Below are 20,607 nucleotides of genomic sequence, written 5' to 3' on the forward strand. Positions count from 1 at the left end.
CAAACCACCAAAATCGGCAATACTGACATGTACCCAGCTAATACCTGCGCCAAACCAACCTAAACCAAAACTAAACCCGAGTTTAGCGGCTTGCTCCGTTCGGGCTTTATAAAGTAGGCATAAATAGGCGGTGAGGCCGATGGGCATGACAGCCCAATATGAAAAAGGAGCGTAGCTTAAGGTTAAGCTCGCTCCAACAAGTAATGATAAAATATACAACATGCGCGTTAGGGCACCTAATCTTCTGAGTCGGGAATAGTGACCTTTAATTGGATCAGGCGGCGGGAGTCTGAATTCGAAACGGTAAAAATAAACCCATCGATATTAACTTTTTCGTCACGCATTGGCATATGACCAAATGCCTTGAGCACAATACCGCCTATGGTGTCGGCTTCCTCTTCGTCAAATTTGGTTTTAAAAAAGGCGTTAAAATCTTCAAGCTCAGTAAGTGCTTTAACCGAGTATGTCTGTTTGTTGAGCGCACGTATATTATCTGTGTTGGTTTCTTCTGCGTCGTGCTCGTCTTCAATTTCACCAACAATCAGCTCAAGAATATCCTCAATGGTCACAAGACCAGATACACCGCCATATTCGTCCACCACTATGGCCATATGAAAGCGTTTTTGCTGAAATTCTTTTAGCAACACATCCACGCGTTTACTTTCTGGGACGATGACAGCGGGACGCAGAATATTCTTTAATTCGAATTCTTTGCCAGGCAAAAAGGCATACTTGAGTAAATCTTTGGCCAGCAGAATACCTTCTATATGATCTTTATCTTCACTTATCACCGGAAAGCGTGAATGCGCCGAGTCAAGCATAATGGGTAGAAATTTGTCCACGGTTTCCGTAATGTCGATAGTGGTCATTTGCGCTCGGGGTATCATAATTTCTCTGACACGCATCTCGCTCACTTCCATGACGCCTTCGATCATTTCACGGGTTTCTTGATTGATGACTTCTCGTTGTTCGGCATCTGTGATGACAGAAAAGAGTTCGTCTTTATTTTTCGGTTCTCCCGTGAATGATTGGACTATTTTATCCAACCAACCTTTATTGGCAGAACCGTTAGTAGAGGGGGGGTTATCTTCGCTCATGATCTCGTTAAATTATGGTTTGAATGGTTATCATCATTGATCTTGGTAAGGGTCGTCAATCGAAAACTGTTTAAGAATTGCAACCTCAAGGTCTTCCATCTGTTGTGCTTCATCATCGTCTATATGGTCAAAGCCAAGTAAATGCAAGGTTCCATGAACGATCATATGGGCCCAGTGATGTTGTAATTCTTTATGCTGCTCAGTGGCCTCAGCGGCCACAACGCTGGCACATACTATCAAATCACCGAGCAAATCCAGACTCATGCCTACCGGCGCCTCAAACGGAAACGACAGTACATTGGTTGGTTTATCTTTGCCACGATAAGCCAGATTAAGTGCTTGGCTTTCTTGTGCATCAACTATGCGCACGGTGATTTCATTCTCAGGCACATTTTGCGCAGTGAATACCCCATCAAGCCATGTTTGTATGTCCTGCGCCGAAGGCAAGTTTGGCGAGTCACAGGCGATTTGTAAGTCTAGAATTGCGCTCACTGGTTATCGCTTTGTTGGCCAGTATGTTCGGCTTTCTTTTGTATTCGAATACGTTCTTGCTGTACTTCGTAATCTTCATAAGCCATAACAATTCGCGCGACCACAGGGTGGCGTACAACGTCATTCGCGTTAAAGAAGTTAAATGAAATGTCATTTACTTCTTTTAACACTTCAATGGCATGACGCAATCCAGAACGGGTGCCTCTAGGTAAATCAACCTGAGTAATATCGCCTGTGATGACGGCCCTAGAATTAAAACCGATACGGGTAAGGAACATTTTCATTTGCTCTACCGTGGTATTTTGGCTTTCATCTAAAATGATAAAGGCGTCGTTCAAAGTACGGCCACGCATGTAGGCAAGAGGCGCCACTTCGATGACATTACGTTCAATGAGTTTTTCCACTTTTTCAAAACCTAGCATTTCAAATAATGCATCGTAAAGTGGGCGTAAATAAGGGTCCACTTTTTGCGACAAATCACCAGGTAAAAAACCAAGTTTTTCCCCAGCCTCAACCGCGGGTCGAGTGAGTAAAATACGGCGAACTTCTTGACGTTCTAAGGCGTCGACTGCTGCAGCGACAGCCAGATAGGTTTTGCCGGTACCCGCAGGGCCAACTCCAAAGCTAATGTCATGGGTCAAAATATCACTGACATACTTAGATTGGTTTGGGTTGCGCGGCTTAATCACGCCACGCTTTGTTTTAATATGTACTTCTTTTCCGTAATGACCAGCTTCAGCACGCTCTAAACATTTAGCTTCTTGGATGGCCAAGTGCACTTGCTCGGATTCCAAATCAGGAATTTCACCGCGTACTGGTTGGGTTTCAATATAAAGCAATTTTAACAGCTGAGCTGCGCCACTTGATTGAAGAGGCTGACCTGTGACTTTAAACTCATTATTGCGATAGGTAATTTCTACCCCAAGACGACGCTCTATTTGTTTAATGTTGTCATCGAATGGTCCGCATAAACTCATTAAGCGTTTATGGTCAGATGGCTCTAAAAATATTTCATTACTGATAAGGTTACTCAATCGTTCTCTCTCGGTTGTTAATTTTAAATCAAAGTGAAGGTACGAACTGGGCGACGCCTATGGCGTCGGTTTTGTTCGTTTGTTTTGCCAATATAGCTTGCGGTGCAACGGCAATACGTAAATTCATATCCGCTTCTTTACGTAATACATCCCCGCGTAACGAATTGGCGAACACGTCTGTAATTCTTACGTCTACAAATCCTCCAATCATATCGGGTGTACCTTCGAAGTTCACGACGCGATTATTTTCAGTACGTCCAGAAAGCTCCATTGGATTTTTCTTAGAGGGCCCTTCTACCAATATACGCTGCTCACTATCAACCATATTACGGGCAATACGCAGAGCTTGTTGGGTAATGCGATTTTGCAACAACTGTAGACGCACTTTTTTGCTGTCCTCGGTTACGTCATCCGGTAAATCAGCTGCAGGTGTTCCTGGACGCGCACTGTAGATAAAACTAAAGCTTAAATCGAAGTCCATGGCTTGAATTAAATCCATTGTTGCTTCGAAGTCAGCATCAGTTTCCCCTGGAAAGCCGATAATGAAATCAGAAGACATGCTCAAATTTGGGCGAATTTTTTTAAGCTTACGAATTTTTGATTTATATTCTATTGCGGTATGACCGCGTTTCATCAAATTTAATACACGATCTGAACCAGACTGAACCGGCAGATGCAAATGATCAACTAGTTCAGGAATAGTCGCGTAGGCATCGATAATGTCGTCAGTGAATTCAACAGGGTGCGATGTTGTGTAACGAATGCGGTCTATTCCATCGATTGAGGCAACCATTTCTAGTAGTTCGGCAAAGGTACATATTGCGCCGTCATGGTGAGGCCCACGAAATGCGTTAACGTTTTGGCCAAGTAGATTAACTTCTCGTACCCCTTGCTCAGCCAATTGTGCGACTTCTAAGAGCACATCATCCACTGGTCGACTGACCTCTTCACCTCGAGTGTAAGGAACGACACAGAAAGTACAGTACTTAGAGCAGCCTTCCATAATCGACACAAACGCCGTCGGTCCATCCGCTTTTGGTTCGGGTAGGCGATCGAATTTTTCTATTTCAGGGAAGCTAATATCAATAACGGATGAACTGCCGCCTTTAATCTGATTAATCATTTCTGGCAAACGATGCAACGTTTGTGGGCCAAATACCAAATCAACGAATGGAGCACGCTGACGAATAACTTGACCTTCTTGGGAGGCGACACAACCACCTACACCTATGATGAGTTCAGGTTTGTCTTTCTTCAGGTGTTTCCAACGGCCTAATTGATGAAATACTTTTTCCTGGGCTTTTTCACGGATAGAACAGGTGTTTAACAAAATCACATCGGCTTCTTCAGCGGTGTTTGCAACTTGATATCCATGGGTCGAGTCCAATAGGTCAGCCATCTTCTGGGAGTCGTACTCGTTCATCTGACAGCCCCAAGTTTTAATAAAAAGTTTTTTAGTCATAACGCTGTGTACTTACCTTTGATGTGAAATCTATGCTTATTTAGAGCAATGTAATCTTGTCGTGCCCAGCCGAGAAACCATTAGTAACGAAGTTTCATGATAGATGAGCAAAATCGAACCGCACATTTTACGGGTTATTCTTGTCTTTCGCTAGTTTTATCCGGTGATTTGCGCGCAAAATACAACCTGAATCCATTCGTTGTTAATTATTTAGCCGCACCTTTACGCCCACGCTGAGTGGATGATAAAAAACGCCTTGAATAGTTATGCAATTTAATCTGCTAAGCAAAGTACGAATAATGATACTGCGCAGAAAATTGTGACAAGAGTATAGGGCTGTTAGCTACTGTCATAATGCAGTATGCAAGTCTTGACAGCCTTGCTATTCTTGCGCCCTAAGATTTTTCAAAGGCGTAATAAATGAATAATTTACACTCAATTTCAGTTGGTGACATTAAGGTTGCTAATGACAAACCGTTCGTACTTTTTGGTGGTATGAATGTTTTGGAGTCTCGAGACATGGCCATGCGTATCGCGGAGCACTACAAAGAGATCACAAGTAAGCTGGGGATCCCATATGTATTTAAAGCGTCATTTGATAAAGCGAATCGTTCATCTGTTAACGCTTACCGTGGGCCAGGAATGGACAAAGGTTTAGAGATTTTTGCCGAAATTAAAGCCACGTTTGATGTTCCTCTGATCACGGATGTGCATGAGCCAGCTCAAGCCGCTCCGGTTGCCGAGGTGGTAGACGTTATTCAATTGCCCGCATTTCTAGCACGCCAAACTGATCTTGTGGTCGCCATGGCAAAAACAAACGCCATCATTAATGTGAAAAAACCACAGTTTTTAGCACCCCACGAAATGCGTCATATTATTACTAAATTTATGGAAGCAGGGAATGACAAAATCATCCTGTGCGAACGAGGTTCAAGCTTTGGTTATAACAACTTGGTTGTTGATATGCTTGGTATGGATGAAATGAAACAATATGCGCCGGTCATTTTTGATGCTACACATGCGTTACAAAAACCTGGAGGACGCACAGATTCTGCTGACGGACGTCGTGCTCAGGCGGCTCAATTAGCCAGAAGTGGTATGGCGCTTGGGCTTGCGGGTTTATTCATTGAAGCTCACCCTAATCCGAATGAAGCGAAGTGTGACGGGCCTTGTGCCTTATCGTTGGATAAGTTAGAACCTTATTTACAACAAATGTTAGCGTTAGACGAATTAGTGAAGGGGTTTGCACCATTGGATACCAGTGCTAATTAGTCGATGAACTAGTTAGTTCTGAGAGGTTTTGAGCATACAGTTATTTTCCGTATGCTCAGAACGTCTAGATAATAATGCGCTAATATTTTAAATGATTAACACAAGGTTATTCTGATAAGGTCGCAGTTTGTGGGGCATTGCCACCACGTTCGTCATTCGTTCGCACTACAGCGTGCTGTAGGCCGTTAAGACTGTCTTCAAGACCGGCAATGATCTTGTTTAATCCTTGTGTACCATTGGCATTGCTCATATCGGCTAGCATGGTTTGCAACCCGGCTTCGATTTGCTCACTTACATACATAGAGGTAAGGTCGAATTCCTGAGCAAAAGACTGTTGGCTGAATACTAATGCAAATAAACTGCTTAAAACTAAATTTTTACGATTTTTCATAATTATCACCTAAAGTATATTAATGTTTTATGTAAACATATTCACTTAATTGTTAAATAAATACGCATTATGTTAACCCTTGTTTTAAAAGAGGTTTTACCTTTGACGGATTAAATAGTAACCAATAAATCCCCGTTAATAAAATGACAATAAGTATGGTCATGGATTAGAAAAACTAATGATGCTACACTTTGATCAAATTCTCCCTGTATTGCCCTTATGAGTCGCAGATTACCGCCCCTTAATGCCCTAAAAGCGTTTGAAGCCGCCGCACGTCATTTAAGTTTTACCCGGGCTGCAGACGAATTGTTTGTTACTCAAGCCGCAGTTAGTCATCAAATTAAGTCCTTGGAAGAGTTTCTGTCCATGAAACTGTTTATGCGCAAGAATCGGTCATTGCTACTCACCGAAGAAGGCCAAGGCTATTACTTAGATTTAAAAGACATATTTCAAGCGTTACATGAAGCGACGCAACGGTTATTGGCGCGTGGCGAAAAAGGCGCAATTACGGTGGCTTTGCCGCCTAGTTTTGCTATTCAGTGGTTGGTTCCTCGGTTAAATCAATTTAGCCAATCCAACCCTGATATCGATATACGCATAAAAGCAGTGGATTTTGATGAAGGTTTTTTAACCGACGACGTCGATGTGGCAATATATTACGGTCGTGGTAAGTGGCCGAATGTCTATGTACAGAAGTTACACACTGAGTATCTTACCCCTGTGTGCTCACCTTTATTATTTCAGGGTCAAAAGCCGTTAGAAAAACTCGAAGACTTACGCCATCATCTGCTGTTGCATGATTCATCAAGAGAGGCGTGGAAAAACTGGATAAAACACTTTCGTATACCTGGTATAAACGTTAACCAAGGTGCGATTTTTAGTCATTCCATGTTAGTTTTACAAGCCGCCGCGCTAGGCCAAGGGATCGCACTGGGTCACAGTGTACTTGCCCGCCCTGAAATTGAATCGGGTCGTTTGGTGTGTCCATTTGACGAACGCCTAATTGCCACGAATGCCTATTACGCTGTCTGTCATCAGTCCCAAGCTGATTTAGGAAAAATTGTGGCATTTCTCCACTGGTTACAAAGCCAAGTAAAAGATGAACAGGATAACGATGACTTTAATCAGTGAGGTAAAGACGCCCATTGCTCAATTAGTGTTAGCGCATGGCGCGGGGGCAGGGATGAACAGTGATTTTATGGCGTTAGCCGCTAAATTATTCGCTCAACAGCACATCCAGGTTACCCGCTTTGACTTTGAATATATGCAAAAAGCAGTGGCGTTAGACCGTCGACAGCCCCCAGATAGAATGCCAAAATTACAAGCTTATTATCATCATGTAATCGAGGGAATTGATTCATCGTTACCGTTATTTATTGGCGGTAAATCTATGGGCGGTCGTGTCGCATCTATGATACTCGATGCGTCGCCTGCTCTTGGCGGAATATGTTTTGGCTACCCATTTCATCCACCTGGTAAAGCAGATAAGTTACGTACTGAGCATTTATACACATTGGGCAAGCCGCTATTGGTGGTGCAGGGCTGCCGAGATACGTTTGGCACACAAGAAGAAGTAAGCGAATATGCATTGCCTGACAGTATTAGGTTGTTGTTTTTAGAGGACGGAGATCATAGTTTTAAGCCGCGTAAAAAATCTGGCTTTAGCCAAGCGCAACACATTATCCAGGCTATTGCGACAAGTAGTGAATTTATTCGGCAAATAATCGCTGGGCAACGCAGTTCAGCGGTAAAAGACAAAACATATTTTTTCCAGCATAACGCACCTATAGAAGGCAGTTGAATATGAAGATCTATCTTATCGTTGGGGCATTTACTGCAATGCTGGCAGTCGTTTTAGGGGCGTTTGCAGCCCATGGGCTTAAAAGTCAGTTATCTGGGAGTTTGATTGCGGTGTTTCAAACCGGCGTGCAATACCAGATGTACCATAGTTTGGGGCTAATTTTACTGGTTTTAGTCGCGCAGGTTATGCCAAGCTCATTGTTAGTATGGTCTGCAGGTTTTATGACCGCAGGTATGGTCTTATTTAGTGGTAGCCTATATTTATTGGCCGTCACCGGCAGCAAATGGTTTGGTCCGATTACACCCATTGGCGGCTTATGTTTTATTATCGCATGGGCGTTATTCATTTTTGCAGCATTTAAAGGGTTAAAATAATTAATGGCGGGATTAGCATTATATTGTCGTACCGGTTTTGAGAAAGACTTAGCCAACGAAGTAATTGAGAAGAGCGCAGCACTTGAGGTATTCGGTTACCCTGAGCTTAAAACAAACAGCGGTTTGGTATTATTTCATTGTTATCAGGCTGAGGGTGCGCAAACGTTAGCTAAATCGTTAGCGTTGACCAGTTTGATATTTGCTCGCCAACTTTTTGCCTTTACTGAACGCTGTGAACAATTAGATACGAGCGATCGTATCGGGCCGATTCTGCAGGCGTGTATCGAGTTCCCTGAATGTGGGGAATTGCGCGTTGAACATGCTGACAGTACTGACGGTCGTGAAATATCAAAATTTTGCCGTAAAATTAGTGTACCGCTCAGACAAACCTTGAGAGGGAAAGGCATATTAACGCCACTCGAACACAATAAGTTACCTGTGTGTCACGTTTACTTTGAGGACAGTACCACGGCGCTTGTTGGCTATTCCTATCCGCAAAATAACTCGCCTCATCCATTAGGCATTTTGCGTTTGAAGTTTCCAAACGAAGCCCCGAGCCGTTCAACATTGAAGCTTGACGAGGCCTTTCAATTATTCATTCCCAAAAAGGAACACGGCAAACGTCTGTCAGGTGGCTTACATGCCGTGGATTTGGGAGCTTGCCCAGGTGGCTGGACATATCAGCTGGTGAAACGCGGAATGTTTGTTGAAGCGGTTGATAATGGCGCTATGGACGAAGCATTGATGGCTACCGGGCAAGTACGATATTGCCCTGAGGACGGTTTTAAATTTCAGCCGCGCAAGAACAATGTATATTGGTTGGTCTGCGACATGATTGAGCAGCCACAGCGCGTAGCTAAATTAATGGCAACTTGGGTCGCAACCAAACGTTGTCAGGAAAGCATGTTCAATCTGAAACTGCCGATGAAAAAACGTTATGAATCTATCAAAGAAGCTTTAGCGATCATTGATCAATGCATTGATCAACATCACGCGGGGCCGTATGATTTAAGTGTGAAGCACCTTTATCATGACCGAGAAGAAGTGACAGTGCACCTAAGATTGAAAGCCTAAACTTCGTTAGGGGGGCTAAAGAACATCAAGTTAAAATACGTAAAAACAAGAGCTTAAGTTGTCTACGTTGAGCAATTAACCTTGCCAATATACTGAATTAATCAGTGCGTAGACGTTAGCGATCAGTATAATAATGACCAGAACATAGACAGTGTAGTGACACGAAATGAAGAATATAGAAATAGAAGACGATTTATACGCCTATATAGCCTCTCAAACCCAACATATTGGTGAGACGGCATCGGATATACTCAGGCGCTTAGTCATGCCACAAGGCAGCGTGCTAAAACAAGCTGTTAGCACCAAGCAAACTGGGCGTATAGTGCCAACTGGCAATGTGTTTAGCCAGATAACTACGGAAGAATTACGCGAATATCCTAAGATGGTTGAGCGATTTATAAAGATTTTATCGGTACTCGAAAACCTTCACGGTGCCCAGTTCGATGAAGTACTTACGTTAAGTGGTCGAAACCGCGTGTATTTTGCCAAAGACAAAGACACCTTGTTACAAGCCAGTAGCGTGACAAACCCAAAACAGATCGGCGAATCTACATTTTGGGTTATGACCAATAATAATACGGCTAAAAAAGCATCGTTGTTAAAAGAAGTAGCCGATGTTTTAGGCTATAGCACTGATGATGCACAACGCTTAGCTGTATTATTCGCCCCGGAATTATATGAAGACTAACTAAGGGAACAACATGGCTATTCACTCAGAAGCAGGTAAACCAGCGGCACAAGAACAACTCGTTAATGTGGCGCATTTAATTAGTGCCTATTACAGCAATAAACCTGATAAAAGTGATGTAAGCCAAGGGGTCACTTTTGGTACCTCTGGGCACAGGGGGAGTGCGTTTAAAAATACCTTTACGGATACCCACATTGCTGCGATTAGCCAGGCCCTAGCCGAGTATCGTGATGCTAATGGTATCACTGGGCCAATGTACGTTGGCATGGATACCCACGCGCTCTCTGAAGCTGCATTTACTACTGCAATTGAAGTATTGGCAGCTAACCAAGTAAAGCTGGTCGTTCAACAAGAACGTGGTTATACACCTACGCCAGTTATTAGCCATGCAATATTAGATTACAACGACGGAAAAGACACAGGGTTAGCTGATGGCGTGGTTATTACACCATCCCATAATCCGCCTGAAGACGGTGGATTTAAGTATAATCCACCCCATGGTGGCCCGGCTGATAGCGATGTCACTAATCAGATTCAAGCCCGTGCAAATGCGCTAATTCAAGCTGATTTACAAGGTGTGAAACGCATGTCCTACCAAATCGCCTGTGATACTGGTTTGGTACAAGAAGTCGACTTCTCCGATAATTACATTAATCAGCTTGATCAAGTTGTTGATATGCAGGCTATTGCAAATGCAGGATTGAAGTTAGGTACGGATCCACTTGGCGGAGCAGGTCTACATTATTGGGATAAAATAGCTAAGCGCTACGGTTTAAATATTGATGTGGTTAACCGTAAAGTTGATCATCAGTTTGGTTTTATGCGCCGTGATAAAGATGGCAAAATCCGTATGGACTGTTCGTCACAATATGCCATGGCGGGTTTGATAGATTTAAAAGATCGCTTTGATTTAGCGTTTGGTAATGATCCCGACTTTGATCGTCACGGTATCGTGACTAAAACCAACGGTTTAATGAATCCGAATCATTACCTCGCGGTAGCCATAGAATATTTATACTCTCATCGAAAAGAATGGCCTGCAGATTTAAAGGTCGGCAAGACACTTGTGTCTAGCAGTATGATTGATCGGGTTGCATTAGATGCAGGGTTAACCGTTGCTGAAATGCCAGTAGGGTTTAAATGGTTTGTGCAGGGAATGCTTAACAGCAAAATTGGCTTTGCCGGTGAGGAAAGCGCAGGTGGAATATTCTTGCGTCGTAATGGTAAGCCTTGGGCTACGGATAAAGACGGTATTATTTTGTGTTTATTAGCGGCTGAAATTCTAGCCGTTACTGGCAAAGATCCCAGTGAGCATTATCAAGCTTTTACCGAGAAGTTTGGCGCACCGCTTTACACTCGTATCGATGTGGCGGCGACTCATGCACAAAAACAAGCATTGAGCAAAGCGGACAAAAACGCGATTACCTCAACAGACCTTGCAGGGGAGCCGATTATCTCTATTCAAACCCATGCATCCGGAAATAATGCCGCTATTGGTGGTGTTAAAGTTGCCACGGAAAATGGTTGGTTTGCGGCGCGCCCTTCAGGTACAGAAGAGATATATAAAATATATGCAGAAAGCTTCAATGGTGAAAAGCATTTACAGCTTTTGATCGAAGAAGCACAAAAACTAGTTGCACGTATATTTGAAAATGTAACCTAATAAACATGTAACCATATTGTTTGTTTTACCTTTTGCAAAAGGCGGTTGAATACGTATTCAACCGCCTTTTTTGTTTATTTAACCGATTTTTAACAGATTAATCCCGATATTCCTGCTAAAACTATTCTCAGTTTATTTTTGTAATTTTATTACGGAATGTATCTCCATGATATTAACCGTTTTTTAACAAGTATTGGTTGAGGCAGCACAATGACAACAAAAAGCATTAAACGAGGAACTAAAAAAACCGTTGGGTCCAGTAGCACACCGCTAAACAAAGCAGAACTTAAAGCGGCTATCGTCAAACACTTGCATTGCTCATTAGGCACAGATGAAAACAAAGCGAACAATCATGCTTGGTGGAAAGCAACATGTGCTTCTGTGCAAGAGCATGTGCTGGAAGGGTTGCGTAAAACACAGAAATCTCATTATCTCAATGATACTCGAGCCGTGCATTATTTTTCTGCGGAATTTTTAATGGGTCGACTGACCTCAAACAACCTACATAATTTAGGTTTATTTGAGCAAACTGAAAAAGCGCTCAATGAACTGGGTGTAAATCTAACTGATATCATGGAAGAAGAACAAGATATGGCGTTGGGTAATGGTGGCTTAGGGCGTCTCGCGGCCTGTTTTATTGACTCGCTTGCTACCCTTGATTTACCTGCTGTTGGTTATGGTCTGCATTACGAGCATGGTTTATTTCGCCAAGAAATTAAAAATGGTGAACAAATTGAACGCCCAGATAGTTGGCGAGATTATGGTAATCCCTGGGAGATTTGTCGCCCAGAGTCTATCCAAGACATTCCCTTATTTGGTTATGTTGAAACAAAATACGGTGAAAATGGCCGCGTCAGCAAAGAGTGGCATCCTGGTCACATTGTTAAAGGATTACCTTGGGATATTCCCGTTGTTGGATACGGTGGAAAAACGGTTAACGTCTTACGCTTGTGGCAAAGCCAAGCGTCAGATTATTTCAACTGGGATGTTTTTAATGCCGGGGGCTACGTCGATGCGCAAAAAGAAAATGTGCAAGCTGAAACCATTTCCAAAGTACTTTATCCGAACGATGAAACAGAAGCAGGCAAAGAACTACGCCTTATTCAACAGTATTTCTTCAGCGCATGTTCGTTAAAAGATATTATTCGCCGTTACAAGCGTGCTCACGGAGACGATTGGAGCCGTTTTTCAGAGCAAGTGGTGATTCAATTAAATGACACACATCCTGCGGTGGCGATACCTGAATTGATGCGAATTTTAATCGATCGCGCCGAATTAGACTGGGATTATGCATGGAGCATTTGTAGCAAAACATTTGCCTATACCAACCATACTTTATTGCCTGAAGCGTTAGAAAAATGGCCAGCCCGTATGTTTGAAAAAATATTACCCCGGCATTTAGAAATTATTTATGAAATCAACCATAGATTTATGGATCAAGTGGAAGCGGTGTGGCCAGGCAACAATGCAATCAAACAGAAATTGTCAATTATTGAAGAAGGTGCCGAAAAAATGGTGCGTATGGGTAACCTATCGGTTATCGGTTCGTTTGCCGTCAATGGTGTGGCCGAAATCCATTCTGCTCTGGTTAAAAAAGATTTGTTTCCTGAATTTAATCATATGTGGCCTGATAAATTGACCAATGTAACCAACGGCATTACGCCCCGGCGCTGGTTAAAGGCCTGTAACCCGGCTTTATCACAATTGATTGACGGCAAGATAGGTAACGATTGGCCGTTGCATTTGCACAAGTTACAGGGGTTGGCCGAATTTGCCGATGACGCTAAGTTCCAAAAACAGTTTATGAAAATTAAACATGATAATAAGACTCAACTTGCCAAAGAAGTATTCACCCTAACGGGCGTTGAAATTGATCCCAATGCTATCTTTGACGTGCAGATAAAGCGTTTACATGAGTACAAACGTCAACACTTAAACTTGTTACATATAATGGCGTTATATCGTCGTTTATTGGAAAATCCCCAGTACGATATTCACCCACGAGTATTTTTGTTTGGCGCTAAGGCTGCACCGGGATACAAATTGGCCAAGGATATTATTTATGCCATTAATAAAGTGGCTGAAAAAATCAATAATGACCCCAGAGTCAATCACAAATTAAAAGTGGTGTTTTTGCCTAATTATCGCGTGAGCTTGGCGGAGAAAATGATTCCTGCGGCGGACATATCAGAGCAAATTTCGACGGCAGGCAAAGAAGCATCCGGCACGGGGAACATGAAGTTATCGTTAAACGGTGCATTAACGGTGGGCACATTAGATGGTGCAAATATTGAAATTGCTGAAGAAGTAGGGGACGAGAACATCTTTATATTTGGTCTTACTGTGGATGAAGTTGAAACGCTTGACCGCAAAGGATACAACCCGTTTGATTATTATGACAACAACCGTGAGCTTAAAGCGGTACTTGACTGGTTAGACAGTGATTACTTTACCCCAGGTAAACCGGGCGCATTATCATCACTGAAACGCAGTATGTTAGAAGGAGGCGACCCGTATAAAGTGTTAGCCGATTTTGTGTCATATAGTGATGCGCAAGCACTGGCAGACAAAGCGTATAAAGATAGCGCTAAGTGGGCAAAGATGGCGATTTTAAACACCGCTCGTATGGGGAAATTCACCTCTGACCGCTCAATAAAGGACTATGTAGAACGTATCTGGAAACTCGTTCCATGCGAGGTGGAATAGTCTTATCCTGATCCTATGTTTAACAACAGAATGGCTTTAACCCAAGCCATTTTCCTGTAGACTAAGGTCATATATGGAAAGTCTGAACGATAGTTTGGACTTTGTTTTCCTAATTAGAATAGACACTCAGTGTCAGAAGCATTCGGGGTTCACTTAACTGCATGAAGCCAGTTCACGATTCGTTGCGGACTTTACCTAATCGACATGTTTTTCTAGCGTTAATCGATAAGATGCTTAAGAAAAACCCTCATCACTCCATGTTATTGATAGACGTGGTGCGTTTTTCTGACGTCAGCAGTAGTTTTGGTTACGAACTTGGCGACGAATTGCTACTTAATATTGCGAATCGAATTTGTTATTTATTTGCCGGACATGATGCTCATCTGGGGCGTATCAGTGGGGATATCTTTGGCTTAGTGATACCTGGTAAATTTAGCCAAGTTCAGCTGCAACGCTTCTATATTCATCTTATTGATCATTTTAAAACCCCTATTGCGGTAGGCGACCATTCGTTTATTGCTGATTTTAACGTGGGTGGCGTATCCAATGAAGAATCAGCCGTGGCGGCAAGTCAGTTTTTTACTCGGGTAGAATCAGCGCTTAAGCAAGCTAAGCAAAATCGTTATGACAATTTCTGTTATATGAGTTTGGTTGATAAACCGGATAATAGTCGTTCAATTACCCTCAAGGCAGATTTAAAGCGTGCCTTGTCGCATAACGAATTAGAGATTTACTATCAACCCAAAGTCAATTTACGTACCCTTCAGATCACTGGCGCCGAGTGCTTATTACGCTGGAATCATCCTTTAGACGGCATATTGTTTCCAGGAGCACTGATCGAAGCTGCTGAATCCTACAATATGATGAACGAAATGGGTTATTGGGTCCTTGAAGCTGCGTTTAAGGGAGCCCAACAACTGACCGCGGCTAATATTCATCTCAAGCTGTCAGTTAATATGTCACCTACTCAATTATATGATCCACACTTCGTCGATCATTTAGCGCGATTTGCCCGTATTTATGCCGTAGACCTTAAGCAGATTGAGATCGAGTTGACCGAAGACGTTGCTTTGTCGAATTCTTTCGGTGTGACTACTCAACTCACACAAATACGTGCGCTGGGCGTTTCTGTTGCCATTGATGACTTTGGTAAAGGTTATTCCAACTTGGCCTATATGCGCAACATCGAACTGGATACCATCAAAGTAGACAAAACTTTTGTCATGGAATTAGGTGAAAGCCCAATCAACCGAGCAGTCATCGAAGCATCTAAATTAATTGCCACAGCAGCGAACTGCGAAGTGGTTGCTGAGGGGATTGAAAATATTCATCAACTTCATGTTTTACGTGAAATTGGTATAGTCGAAGGTCAAGGGTTTTTGTTTTCCAGAGCGGTACCCTTGCCTGAATTTATAGCGTTAACCCAACAAGACTTTATTGTGGGTAATTCTCACGCACGTCGTACGGATACAGATAATAAGCGTCACGGCTAACACGTAATCCGTAGCAAGCGAACCAGTGAAATACTCACGTTATTAACCAAAGCCAGCAGGGCATTTATGCATACACAAGACATCTCTATAATGATCAACAGCTTGTTAGAAAATGGACAGTTTCTGACAATGTCGCGACAGCAACCCGACGCACTGAAAAATCGAGTGAATTTTTCGTTAGCGAATAATACTAAGGTTTGCATTCAAGGCCCGGGGATCATTTCGTTCACGCCTCAGGTACCAGGCGATAAAGCCATTATCTTGTCTTGTGGGATCCACGGTAATGAAACTGCACCCATAGAGATTTGTGAGCAGTACGTGTCTGATATTCTTCTTGGTAACATAGCGGTGGCTCACCGGGTTTTATTTATTTTTGGTAATTTGCCCGCCATGGAGACAGGAACACGCTTCATAAAAGAAAATTTAAATCGATTGTTTAGTGGCGCTCACGCTAACGTGCAGGCTAATGCAAACACATATGAAGTTGCTAGAGCCAAAGAGTTAGAGGAGTCTGTAGCACAATTTTTTAATCTCGGTGGAGCCCAGGAAACCCGTTATCATTACGATCTGCATACGGCTATTCGCCCTTCTAAGAACGAGAAATTTGCGGTTTATCCGTTTCTACATGGTAAAGCACATAGCCGTGAGCAATTGAGTTTTTTACTTGCCTGCGGCATTGATACTTTCTTACTATCGGGAAGCGCGACAACGACTTTTAGTTACTTTTCGTCTCACCAGTTTGATGCCCACGCGTTTACCGTTGAATTGGGCAAGGTACAGGCTTTCGGACAAAATGATATGACCCGTTTTAGTCAGGTTCAAAACACCATGAAGCGTTTTATTTGCGGCCAAGCTATTGAGGTTAAATCATTCAATAATGGAGATTTCTCTATTTATCAGGTCAATCAAGTCATCAATAAAAGTCAAAATGATTTTGCGCTGGATTTTGCCGATGATTTACCTAACTTTAGCGACTTTACAGCCGGAACATTACTGGCTCACGAAACAGGCTGTGAATTTAGAGCACAGTATGACGGTGAAGCAGTGGTTTTCCCAAACGCAAATGTTGCCATAGGACAAAGGGCTATTTTGACAGTCGTTCCGACCAATATTGAGTAAACTATGCGAGTTTTGTTACAAAATTGTCTTCTAATCAAATGAGTCATTTAGCGATTATTTGCTAACGTAAATCATTAATAGGGTAAATCGCCAAGGAAAGATTATGATCATGACAACCACCCCCAATATTGAAGGGAAAAAAATAGAGCGTTACTGCGGCATAGTTGTCGGTGAAGCCGTTATGGGGGCAAATGTTTTTCGCGATATATTTGCCGCTATTCGTGATGTAGTTGGTGGGCGCTCAGGGGCCTATGAAGATGAGTTAACCAATGCCCGTAAAATAGGCTTTCGTGAACTTGAATCAGAGGCTCGTTCAATGGGCGCCAATGCAGTTGTGGGTATCGATATTGATTATGAGGTTGTCGGTAAAGGTGGCAGTATGTTGATGGTGAGTATCAGTGGCACTGCGGTGCAATGCGTCGATGTATAATCACTCGTTTACAATTATCTAGTACTTGAATGTTAGGCTAATCACCCACACCCGTTTACCGACGGGCTTATTTCTTATCCCAGTCGTCGTCATCAAAATTATCGTTGTTATCTTTTGTCGGTTTTGGCAGTTTAGTCTTGGCACTTTGTTGTAATAAAAATATATTGCCTAAGATGAATCCGAGTACCACTACTATGATCCCGACGACTATCCAAATATTCATTTCTGTCCTTTCATTGCGTTTGTTCCACGGTTGAGTATGTACCTCTGATAGAGCATTGGCAAACGACTTAGTATTTGGTCTTGTCCACAAAGGTGCTCTGTCGCAATAAGGTCATGTAGGCCCGATAGGGTGTGTAGCTGTTGTATTTTTTCTGCCACGGGACGATAGCTAATATGCCAAGGCTCTGCTGATACGCCGCCATTATATACTCGGTAAGGCAGGTAAAAACCAAATGTATCCCCATGTTCAATTAACCACTGACTCAGGGGACTACAAGGCCCATTCTGGCAATACTCATCTGGAACTAATTGTAATTTTTGTCCCGATTTATTTATCGCGATACGATCATAGACATCTAGGTCCGTGCCCCAATGATGACGGCTCGCACCTGGCAGCGCTGACCATGTTAGTATTGCTGCAATCTTTTGCTCTACACCGAGCGTGGCACCATCTAGTAGTTGCCCTTGCGCGGAATAAAGTGGTCGTTGACCTTGCCATTTTTGATCCCAGATTAGTTTTTGACGGGTAAAATCGCGAAAACCACTGGCGATACTGATGTCTATGTCGTCTTTTTGAGCGGCTTTTTGCATTCGTACAAAAGCGTCATAGGTTTGTTTCTCAAGGCGATGGCCATCTTGCGCCTCGCATAAATGCGAGGCATCAATCCCTAACGAATGTGCTAGGGTAATCAAGTCAGTAGTCCTTCCAATATGCTTTCGTATATTTTTGCCAACTCAGCTAGATCAGTAATTTTAACATTTTCATCAATTTTATGAATGGTGGCATTTACTGGCCCGAGCTCTATAACTTGCGCACCAGTTGGGGCGATGAAACGTCCGTCTGAGGTGCCACCTGCGGTGGATAATTGGGTTTCTCTTCCGGTGACGGCTTTTATGGCGGCTTGGGTGGCATCAACCAATTTACCTGAATCAGTCAAAAATGGCTGACCATTGAACGTCCAGTCAATCTGATATTCAAAATCGTACTTATCTAAAATCGTGGTTACCCGTGCTATTAGTTGTTTGTCAGTTACTTCGGTTGAAAAACGAAAGTTAAAGCAAGCAGCCAAGTCGCCGGGAATAACATTACCTGCGCCTGTACCTGAGTTGATATTAGAAACTTGAAAGCTAGTGGGTGGGAATGAGACGTTGCCATCATCCCAATGGGTGTTAGCCAATTCAGCAAATGCTGGGGCTGAAAGATGAATGGGGTTTTTGGCTAGATGAGGGTAGGCCACATGTCCTTGTATACCTTTGACGATAATATCGCCAGTGAGTGAGCCGCGGCGGCCATTCTTAACCACATCTCCGACCAATGTAGTACTCGATGGCTCGCCTACCAGGCACCATGTCATTTTTTCGTTTCTGGCTTCTAATGTATCAATTACGCGGGTCGTACCGTTAATGAAAGGGCCTTCTTCGTCACTGGTAATCAGAAATGCAATTGAGCCACTATGTTCAGGATGTTTGCTTACAAAAGCTTTTGTTGCCACTAGCATAGCGGCCAAACTGCCTTTCATGTCGGCAGCGCCGCGACCGTACAATTGCCCCTCGTGCTGCGTTGCGGTAAATGGCGGAAATTTCCATTTATTCGCAGGGCCCGTTGGTACTACGTCCGTGTGCCCTGCGAAGCAAAATAGCGAGCCGCTGTTACCTTTTCGTGCCCACATATTGGTGGTATCTTCAAATACCATAGGTTCAATATTGAAACCCAGAGGCTGCAGATAATCAGCCATTAACTGCTGACAGCCAGCGTCCTCTGGTGTGACAGACTGACGGTTAATTAATTCTTCGGTTAATGTGAGTACTTCACAGCTCATTTGAATATCTCTTGGTATATGGCGTCTTTAAATCCAACTACATGCTGGTCCTGATGGATCAGCAAGGGGCGTTTTATCATAGCGGGCGCTTCAAGCATTAGGGCTAGGGCAGTGTCTTTTACTAAATTTTCTTTTTGTGCGTCGGGTAATTGTCGAAAAGTGGTGCCGCGCTTGTTTAATAGGACCTCCCAGCCAACAACCGCTTCAACGTCTGCTAACCATTTTGGATCAACACCGTCTGCGCGATAATCGTGAAATTGATATTCAATATCATTTGATACTAACCATTTTCGTGCTTTTTTAATGGTGTCACAGTTTTTTATACCGTACATAATTGCCATGGATTGATTTGCCACCTGATAAAATAATTTAGCCGCTAACTATAACGAGATTAGACGGGTAGGGTAAAGGAGAAACGATAGTTTGCTGGTAAATGCAAAGCGAATATTCATTCCTGCTTTTTCTTTCACGTTTTTCATAAATACTTTGTTATGAGTTAGTACTAATTATCGCAACATATATTGGCTTACCGCCTTTTATTCCGCGTTTTGTACCACACATTATATTAATGAATTTATCTAAACGTTTATCCAATAGTATTCTAGCCAGCATAACTTTTGTATTGCTGTTGTGGTGTATTAAGTCAGCTGAAATTCTGTTCTCGCTCGATCTACATATGTTCGCTGTTTATCCGCATTCGCGTGCTGGCGTGTTGGGGATTATTACCGCCCCACTTGTTCATGGTTCGTTAGAGCATATTTTCAGTAACAGTTTGCCGTTATTGGTGCTGCTAACCGCGCTGTTATATGGTTATCCTCGATCGCGAATTCGTGTTTTGGTTAGTGTGTGGCTAATGTCCGGTCTTGGTGTTTGGCTATTTGCTCGGGATGCTTATCATTTAGGCGCCAGTGGCATCACTCACGGTATATTTTTTTATTTGTTAGTAGTGGGCATTTTACGTAGAGACAAGTCGTCGGTGGCTATTATGATGATTGCGTTTTTCATGTACGGTGGGATGACCATGAGTATATTCCCCCGAGAGCCAGGTATCTCATTTGAATATCATTTGTTTGGTGGCATTAATGGTGCGCTTGTTGCGCTGGTTTGGTTTCGTATGGATCCAAAACCACAAATCAAAACCTACCCGTGGGAGCATCAATCGAGTGAAATCGACGACCCAATTATAGGGGATGCATGGCGCATCGATAACGCACAAGCTGGATCAGATGAGCATAGCGCGTCCCTTGGTGCTTCGTCGGAGTCATTGCCTGAGGAAGCCCAAGCCCCTCGACCAAATAGTTCTTCTGTGGATGTAAGATTCAAAGATTAAATAAAGACGTTATATCCGAGCTTAAATCTACTTGTCTTCACTGTCCTGACAAAGCGCATCGAAGGATTATAGGTTATGCGTAACCTGTTGCGTGCATATTTTTATTAGTTATAGCGCATGTTTTCATTTGTATTAATTC

General features: G+C 42.9%; 21 protein-coding genes and 1 pseudogene. 12 read left to right on the forward strand and 10 right to left on the reverse strand.

The genetic code is table 11. The features are described from left to right. The 5 genes and pseudogenes from GPLA_RS05225 to miaB form a co-directional block, all read right to left on the reverse strand. Nucleotides 1–222 (reverse strand): annotated as a pseudogene (locus GPLA_RS05225) (apolipoprotein N-acyltransferase); the annotation flags it as partial. Between the two features lie 14 nt (nt 223–236). Beyond that, entirely contained in the window at nt 237–1,097 is an 861-nt protein-coding gene (gene corC, locus GPLA_RS05230) for a CNNM family magnesium/cobalt transport protein CorC (RefSeq protein WP_007103804.1), read from the reverse strand. Nucleotides 1,098–1,130: 33 nt separating this feature from the next. Beyond that, the gene (gene ybeY, locus GPLA_RS05235) at nt 1,131–1,589 is read right to left on the reverse strand and encodes an rRNA maturation RNase YbeY (protein ID WP_007103805.1); all 459 of its coding nucleotides are present in this window, start codon (nt 1,587–1,589) and stop codon (nt 1,131–1,133) included. Then, a complete protein-coding gene (locus tag GPLA_RS05240) occupies nt 1,586–2,623 on the reverse strand; it encodes a PhoH family protein (RefSeq protein WP_007103806.1) in 1,038 nt (345 codons plus the stop codon). The genes ybeY and GPLA_RS05240 overlap by 4 nt, the downstream gene beginning before the upstream one ends. Nucleotides 2,624–2,651: 28 nt before the next feature. After that, complete coding sequence (gene miaB / locus GPLA_RS05245; RefSeq protein ID WP_040513941.1) at nt 2,652–4,085, reverse strand: tRNA (N6-isopentenyl adenosine(37)-C2)-methylthiotransferase MiaB; 1,434 nt, start codon at nt 4,083–4,085, stop codon at nt 2,652–2,654. Nucleotides 4,086–4,505: 420 nt separating this feature from the next. Between miaB and kdsA the strand changes: the two genes are divergently transcribed. Beyond that, on the forward strand, nt 4,506–5,357 hold the full coding sequence (gene kdsA, locus GPLA_RS05250; RefSeq protein ID WP_007103809.1) for a 3-deoxy-8-phosphooctulonate synthase: 852 nt from the start codon (nt 4,506–4,508) through the stop codon (nt 5,355–5,357). Nucleotides 5,358–5,463: 106 nt separating this feature from the next. Here the strand turns inward: kdsA and GPLA_RS05255 are convergent, their stop codons facing one another. Beyond that, nucleotides 5,464–5,748: a hypothetical protein gene (locus GPLA_RS05255; protein WP_007103810.1), complete on the reverse strand. Its 285-nt coding sequence runs from the start codon at nt 5,746–5,748 to the stop codon at nt 5,464–5,466. A gap of 219 nt (nt 5,749–5,967) precedes the next feature. On the opposite strand from GPLA_RS05255, the gene GPLA_RS05260 reads away from it, so the two are divergent. From GPLA_RS05260 to GPLA_RS05305, 10 genes are all read left to right on the forward strand, one after another. After that, nucleotides 5,968–6,879: a transcriptional regulator GcvA gene (locus GPLA_RS05260; protein ID WP_007103811.1), complete on the forward strand. Its 912-nt coding sequence runs from the start codon at nt 5,968–5,970 to the stop codon at nt 6,877–6,879. Beyond that, nucleotides 6,863–7,549 carry an alpha/beta family hydrolase gene (locus GPLA_RS05265; protein WP_007103812.1) on the forward strand — a complete coding sequence of 229 codons (687 nt, stop codon included), beginning with the start codon at nt 6,863–6,865 and terminating at the stop codon, nt 7,547–7,549. The genes GPLA_RS05260 and GPLA_RS05265 overlap by 17 nt, the downstream gene beginning before the upstream one ends. Before the next feature lie 2 nt (nt 7,550–7,551). Further along, a complete protein-coding gene (locus GPLA_RS05270; protein WP_007103813.1) occupies nt 7,552–7,923 on the forward strand; it encodes a DUF423 domain-containing protein in 372 nt (123 codons plus the stop codon). 3 nt (nt 7,924–7,926) lie between these two features. After that, a complete protein-coding gene (gene rlmM, locus GPLA_RS05275) occupies nt 7,927–8,997 on the forward strand; it encodes a 23S rRNA (cytidine(2498)-2'-O)-methyltransferase RlmM (RefSeq protein ID WP_007103814.1) in 1,071 nt (356 codons plus the stop codon). A gap of 166 nt (nt 8,998–9,163) precedes the next feature. Further along, nucleotides 9,164–9,685, forward strand: a complete 522-nt coding sequence (locus GPLA_RS05280; protein WP_007103815.1) for a negative modulator of initiation of replication — start codon at nt 9,164–9,166, stop codon at nt 9,683–9,685. 13 nt (nt 9,686–9,698) lie between these two features. Beyond that, the gene (pgm, locus tag GPLA_RS05285) at nt 9,699–11,348 is read left to right on the forward strand and encodes a phosphoglucomutase (alpha-D-glucose-1,6-bisphosphate-dependent) (RefSeq protein WP_007103816.1); all 1,650 of its coding nucleotides are present in this window, start codon (nt 9,699–9,701) and stop codon (nt 11,346–11,348) included. Between the two features lie 210 nt (nt 11,349–11,558). Further along, complete coding sequence (locus tag GPLA_RS05290) at nt 11,559–14,054, forward strand: glycogen/starch/alpha-glucan phosphorylase (protein ID WP_007103817.1); 2,496 nt, start codon at nt 11,559–11,561, stop codon at nt 14,052–14,054. Nucleotides 14,055–14,215: 161 nt separating this feature from the next. Continuing rightward, entirely contained in the window at nt 14,216–15,547 is a 1,332-nt protein-coding gene (locus GPLA_RS05295; RefSeq protein ID WP_007103818.1) for a putative bifunctional diguanylate cyclase/phosphodiesterase, read from the forward strand. Between the two features lie 66 nt (nt 15,548–15,613). Further along, a complete protein-coding gene (gene astE, locus GPLA_RS05300; RefSeq protein WP_007103819.1) occupies nt 15,614–16,666 on the forward strand; it encodes a succinylglutamate desuccinylase in 1,053 nt (350 codons plus the stop codon). 103 nt (nt 16,667–16,769) lie between these two features. After that, nucleotides 16,770–17,096, forward strand: coding sequence for a heavy metal-binding domain-containing protein (locus GPLA_RS05305; RefSeq protein WP_007103820.1), 327 nt, complete (start codon nt 16,770–16,772; stop codon nt 17,094–17,096). Between the two features lie 67 nt (nt 17,097–17,163). On the opposite strand, the gene GPLA_RS23105 is transcribed toward GPLA_RS05305, so the two are convergent. Genes GPLA_RS23105 through GPLA_RS05320 form a run of 4 tightly spaced genes read right to left on the reverse strand, consistent with a single transcriptional unit; the run spans nt 17,164 to nt 19,479 of the window. Continuing rightward, nucleotides 17,164–17,319 carry a DUF2897 family protein gene (locus GPLA_RS23105; protein WP_007103821.1) on the reverse strand — a complete coding sequence of 52 codons (156 nt, stop codon included), beginning with the start codon at nt 17,317–17,319 and terminating at the stop codon, nt 17,164–17,166. After that, complete coding sequence (locus tag GPLA_RS05310; protein WP_007103822.1) at nt 17,316–18,011, reverse strand: M15 family metallopeptidase; 696 nt, start codon at nt 18,009–18,011, stop codon at nt 17,316–17,318. Before GPLA_RS05310 ends, GPLA_RS23105 begins: the two co-directional genes overlap by 4 nt. Beyond that, nucleotides 18,008–19,138, reverse strand: coding sequence for a succinyl-diaminopimelate desuccinylase (gene dapE, locus GPLA_RS05315; RefSeq protein WP_007103823.1), 1,131 nt, complete (start codon nt 19,136–19,138; stop codon nt 18,008–18,010). The genes GPLA_RS05310 and dapE overlap by 4 nt, the downstream gene beginning before the upstream one ends. Next, entirely contained in the window at nt 19,135–19,479 is a 345-nt protein-coding gene (locus tag GPLA_RS05320; RefSeq protein WP_040513943.1) for an ArsC family reductase, read from the reverse strand. The genes dapE and GPLA_RS05320 overlap by 4 nt, the downstream gene beginning before the upstream one ends. 227 nt (nt 19,480–19,706) lie before the next feature. Between GPLA_RS05320 and GPLA_RS05325 the strand changes: the two genes are divergently transcribed. Then, nucleotides 19,707–20,468 carry a rhomboid family intramembrane serine protease gene (locus GPLA_RS05325; RefSeq protein ID WP_007103825.1) on the forward strand — a complete coding sequence of 254 codons (762 nt, stop codon included), beginning with the start codon at nt 19,707–19,709 and terminating at the stop codon, nt 20,466–20,468. Nucleotides 20,469–20,607 lie beyond the last annotated feature (139 nt).

Origin of the sequence: Paraglaciecola polaris LMG 21857 (assembly GCF_000315055.1) — a bacterium.
GTDB classification, from domain to species: domain Bacteria; phylum Pseudomonadota; class Gammaproteobacteria; order Enterobacterales; family Alteromonadaceae; genus Paraglaciecola; species Paraglaciecola polaris.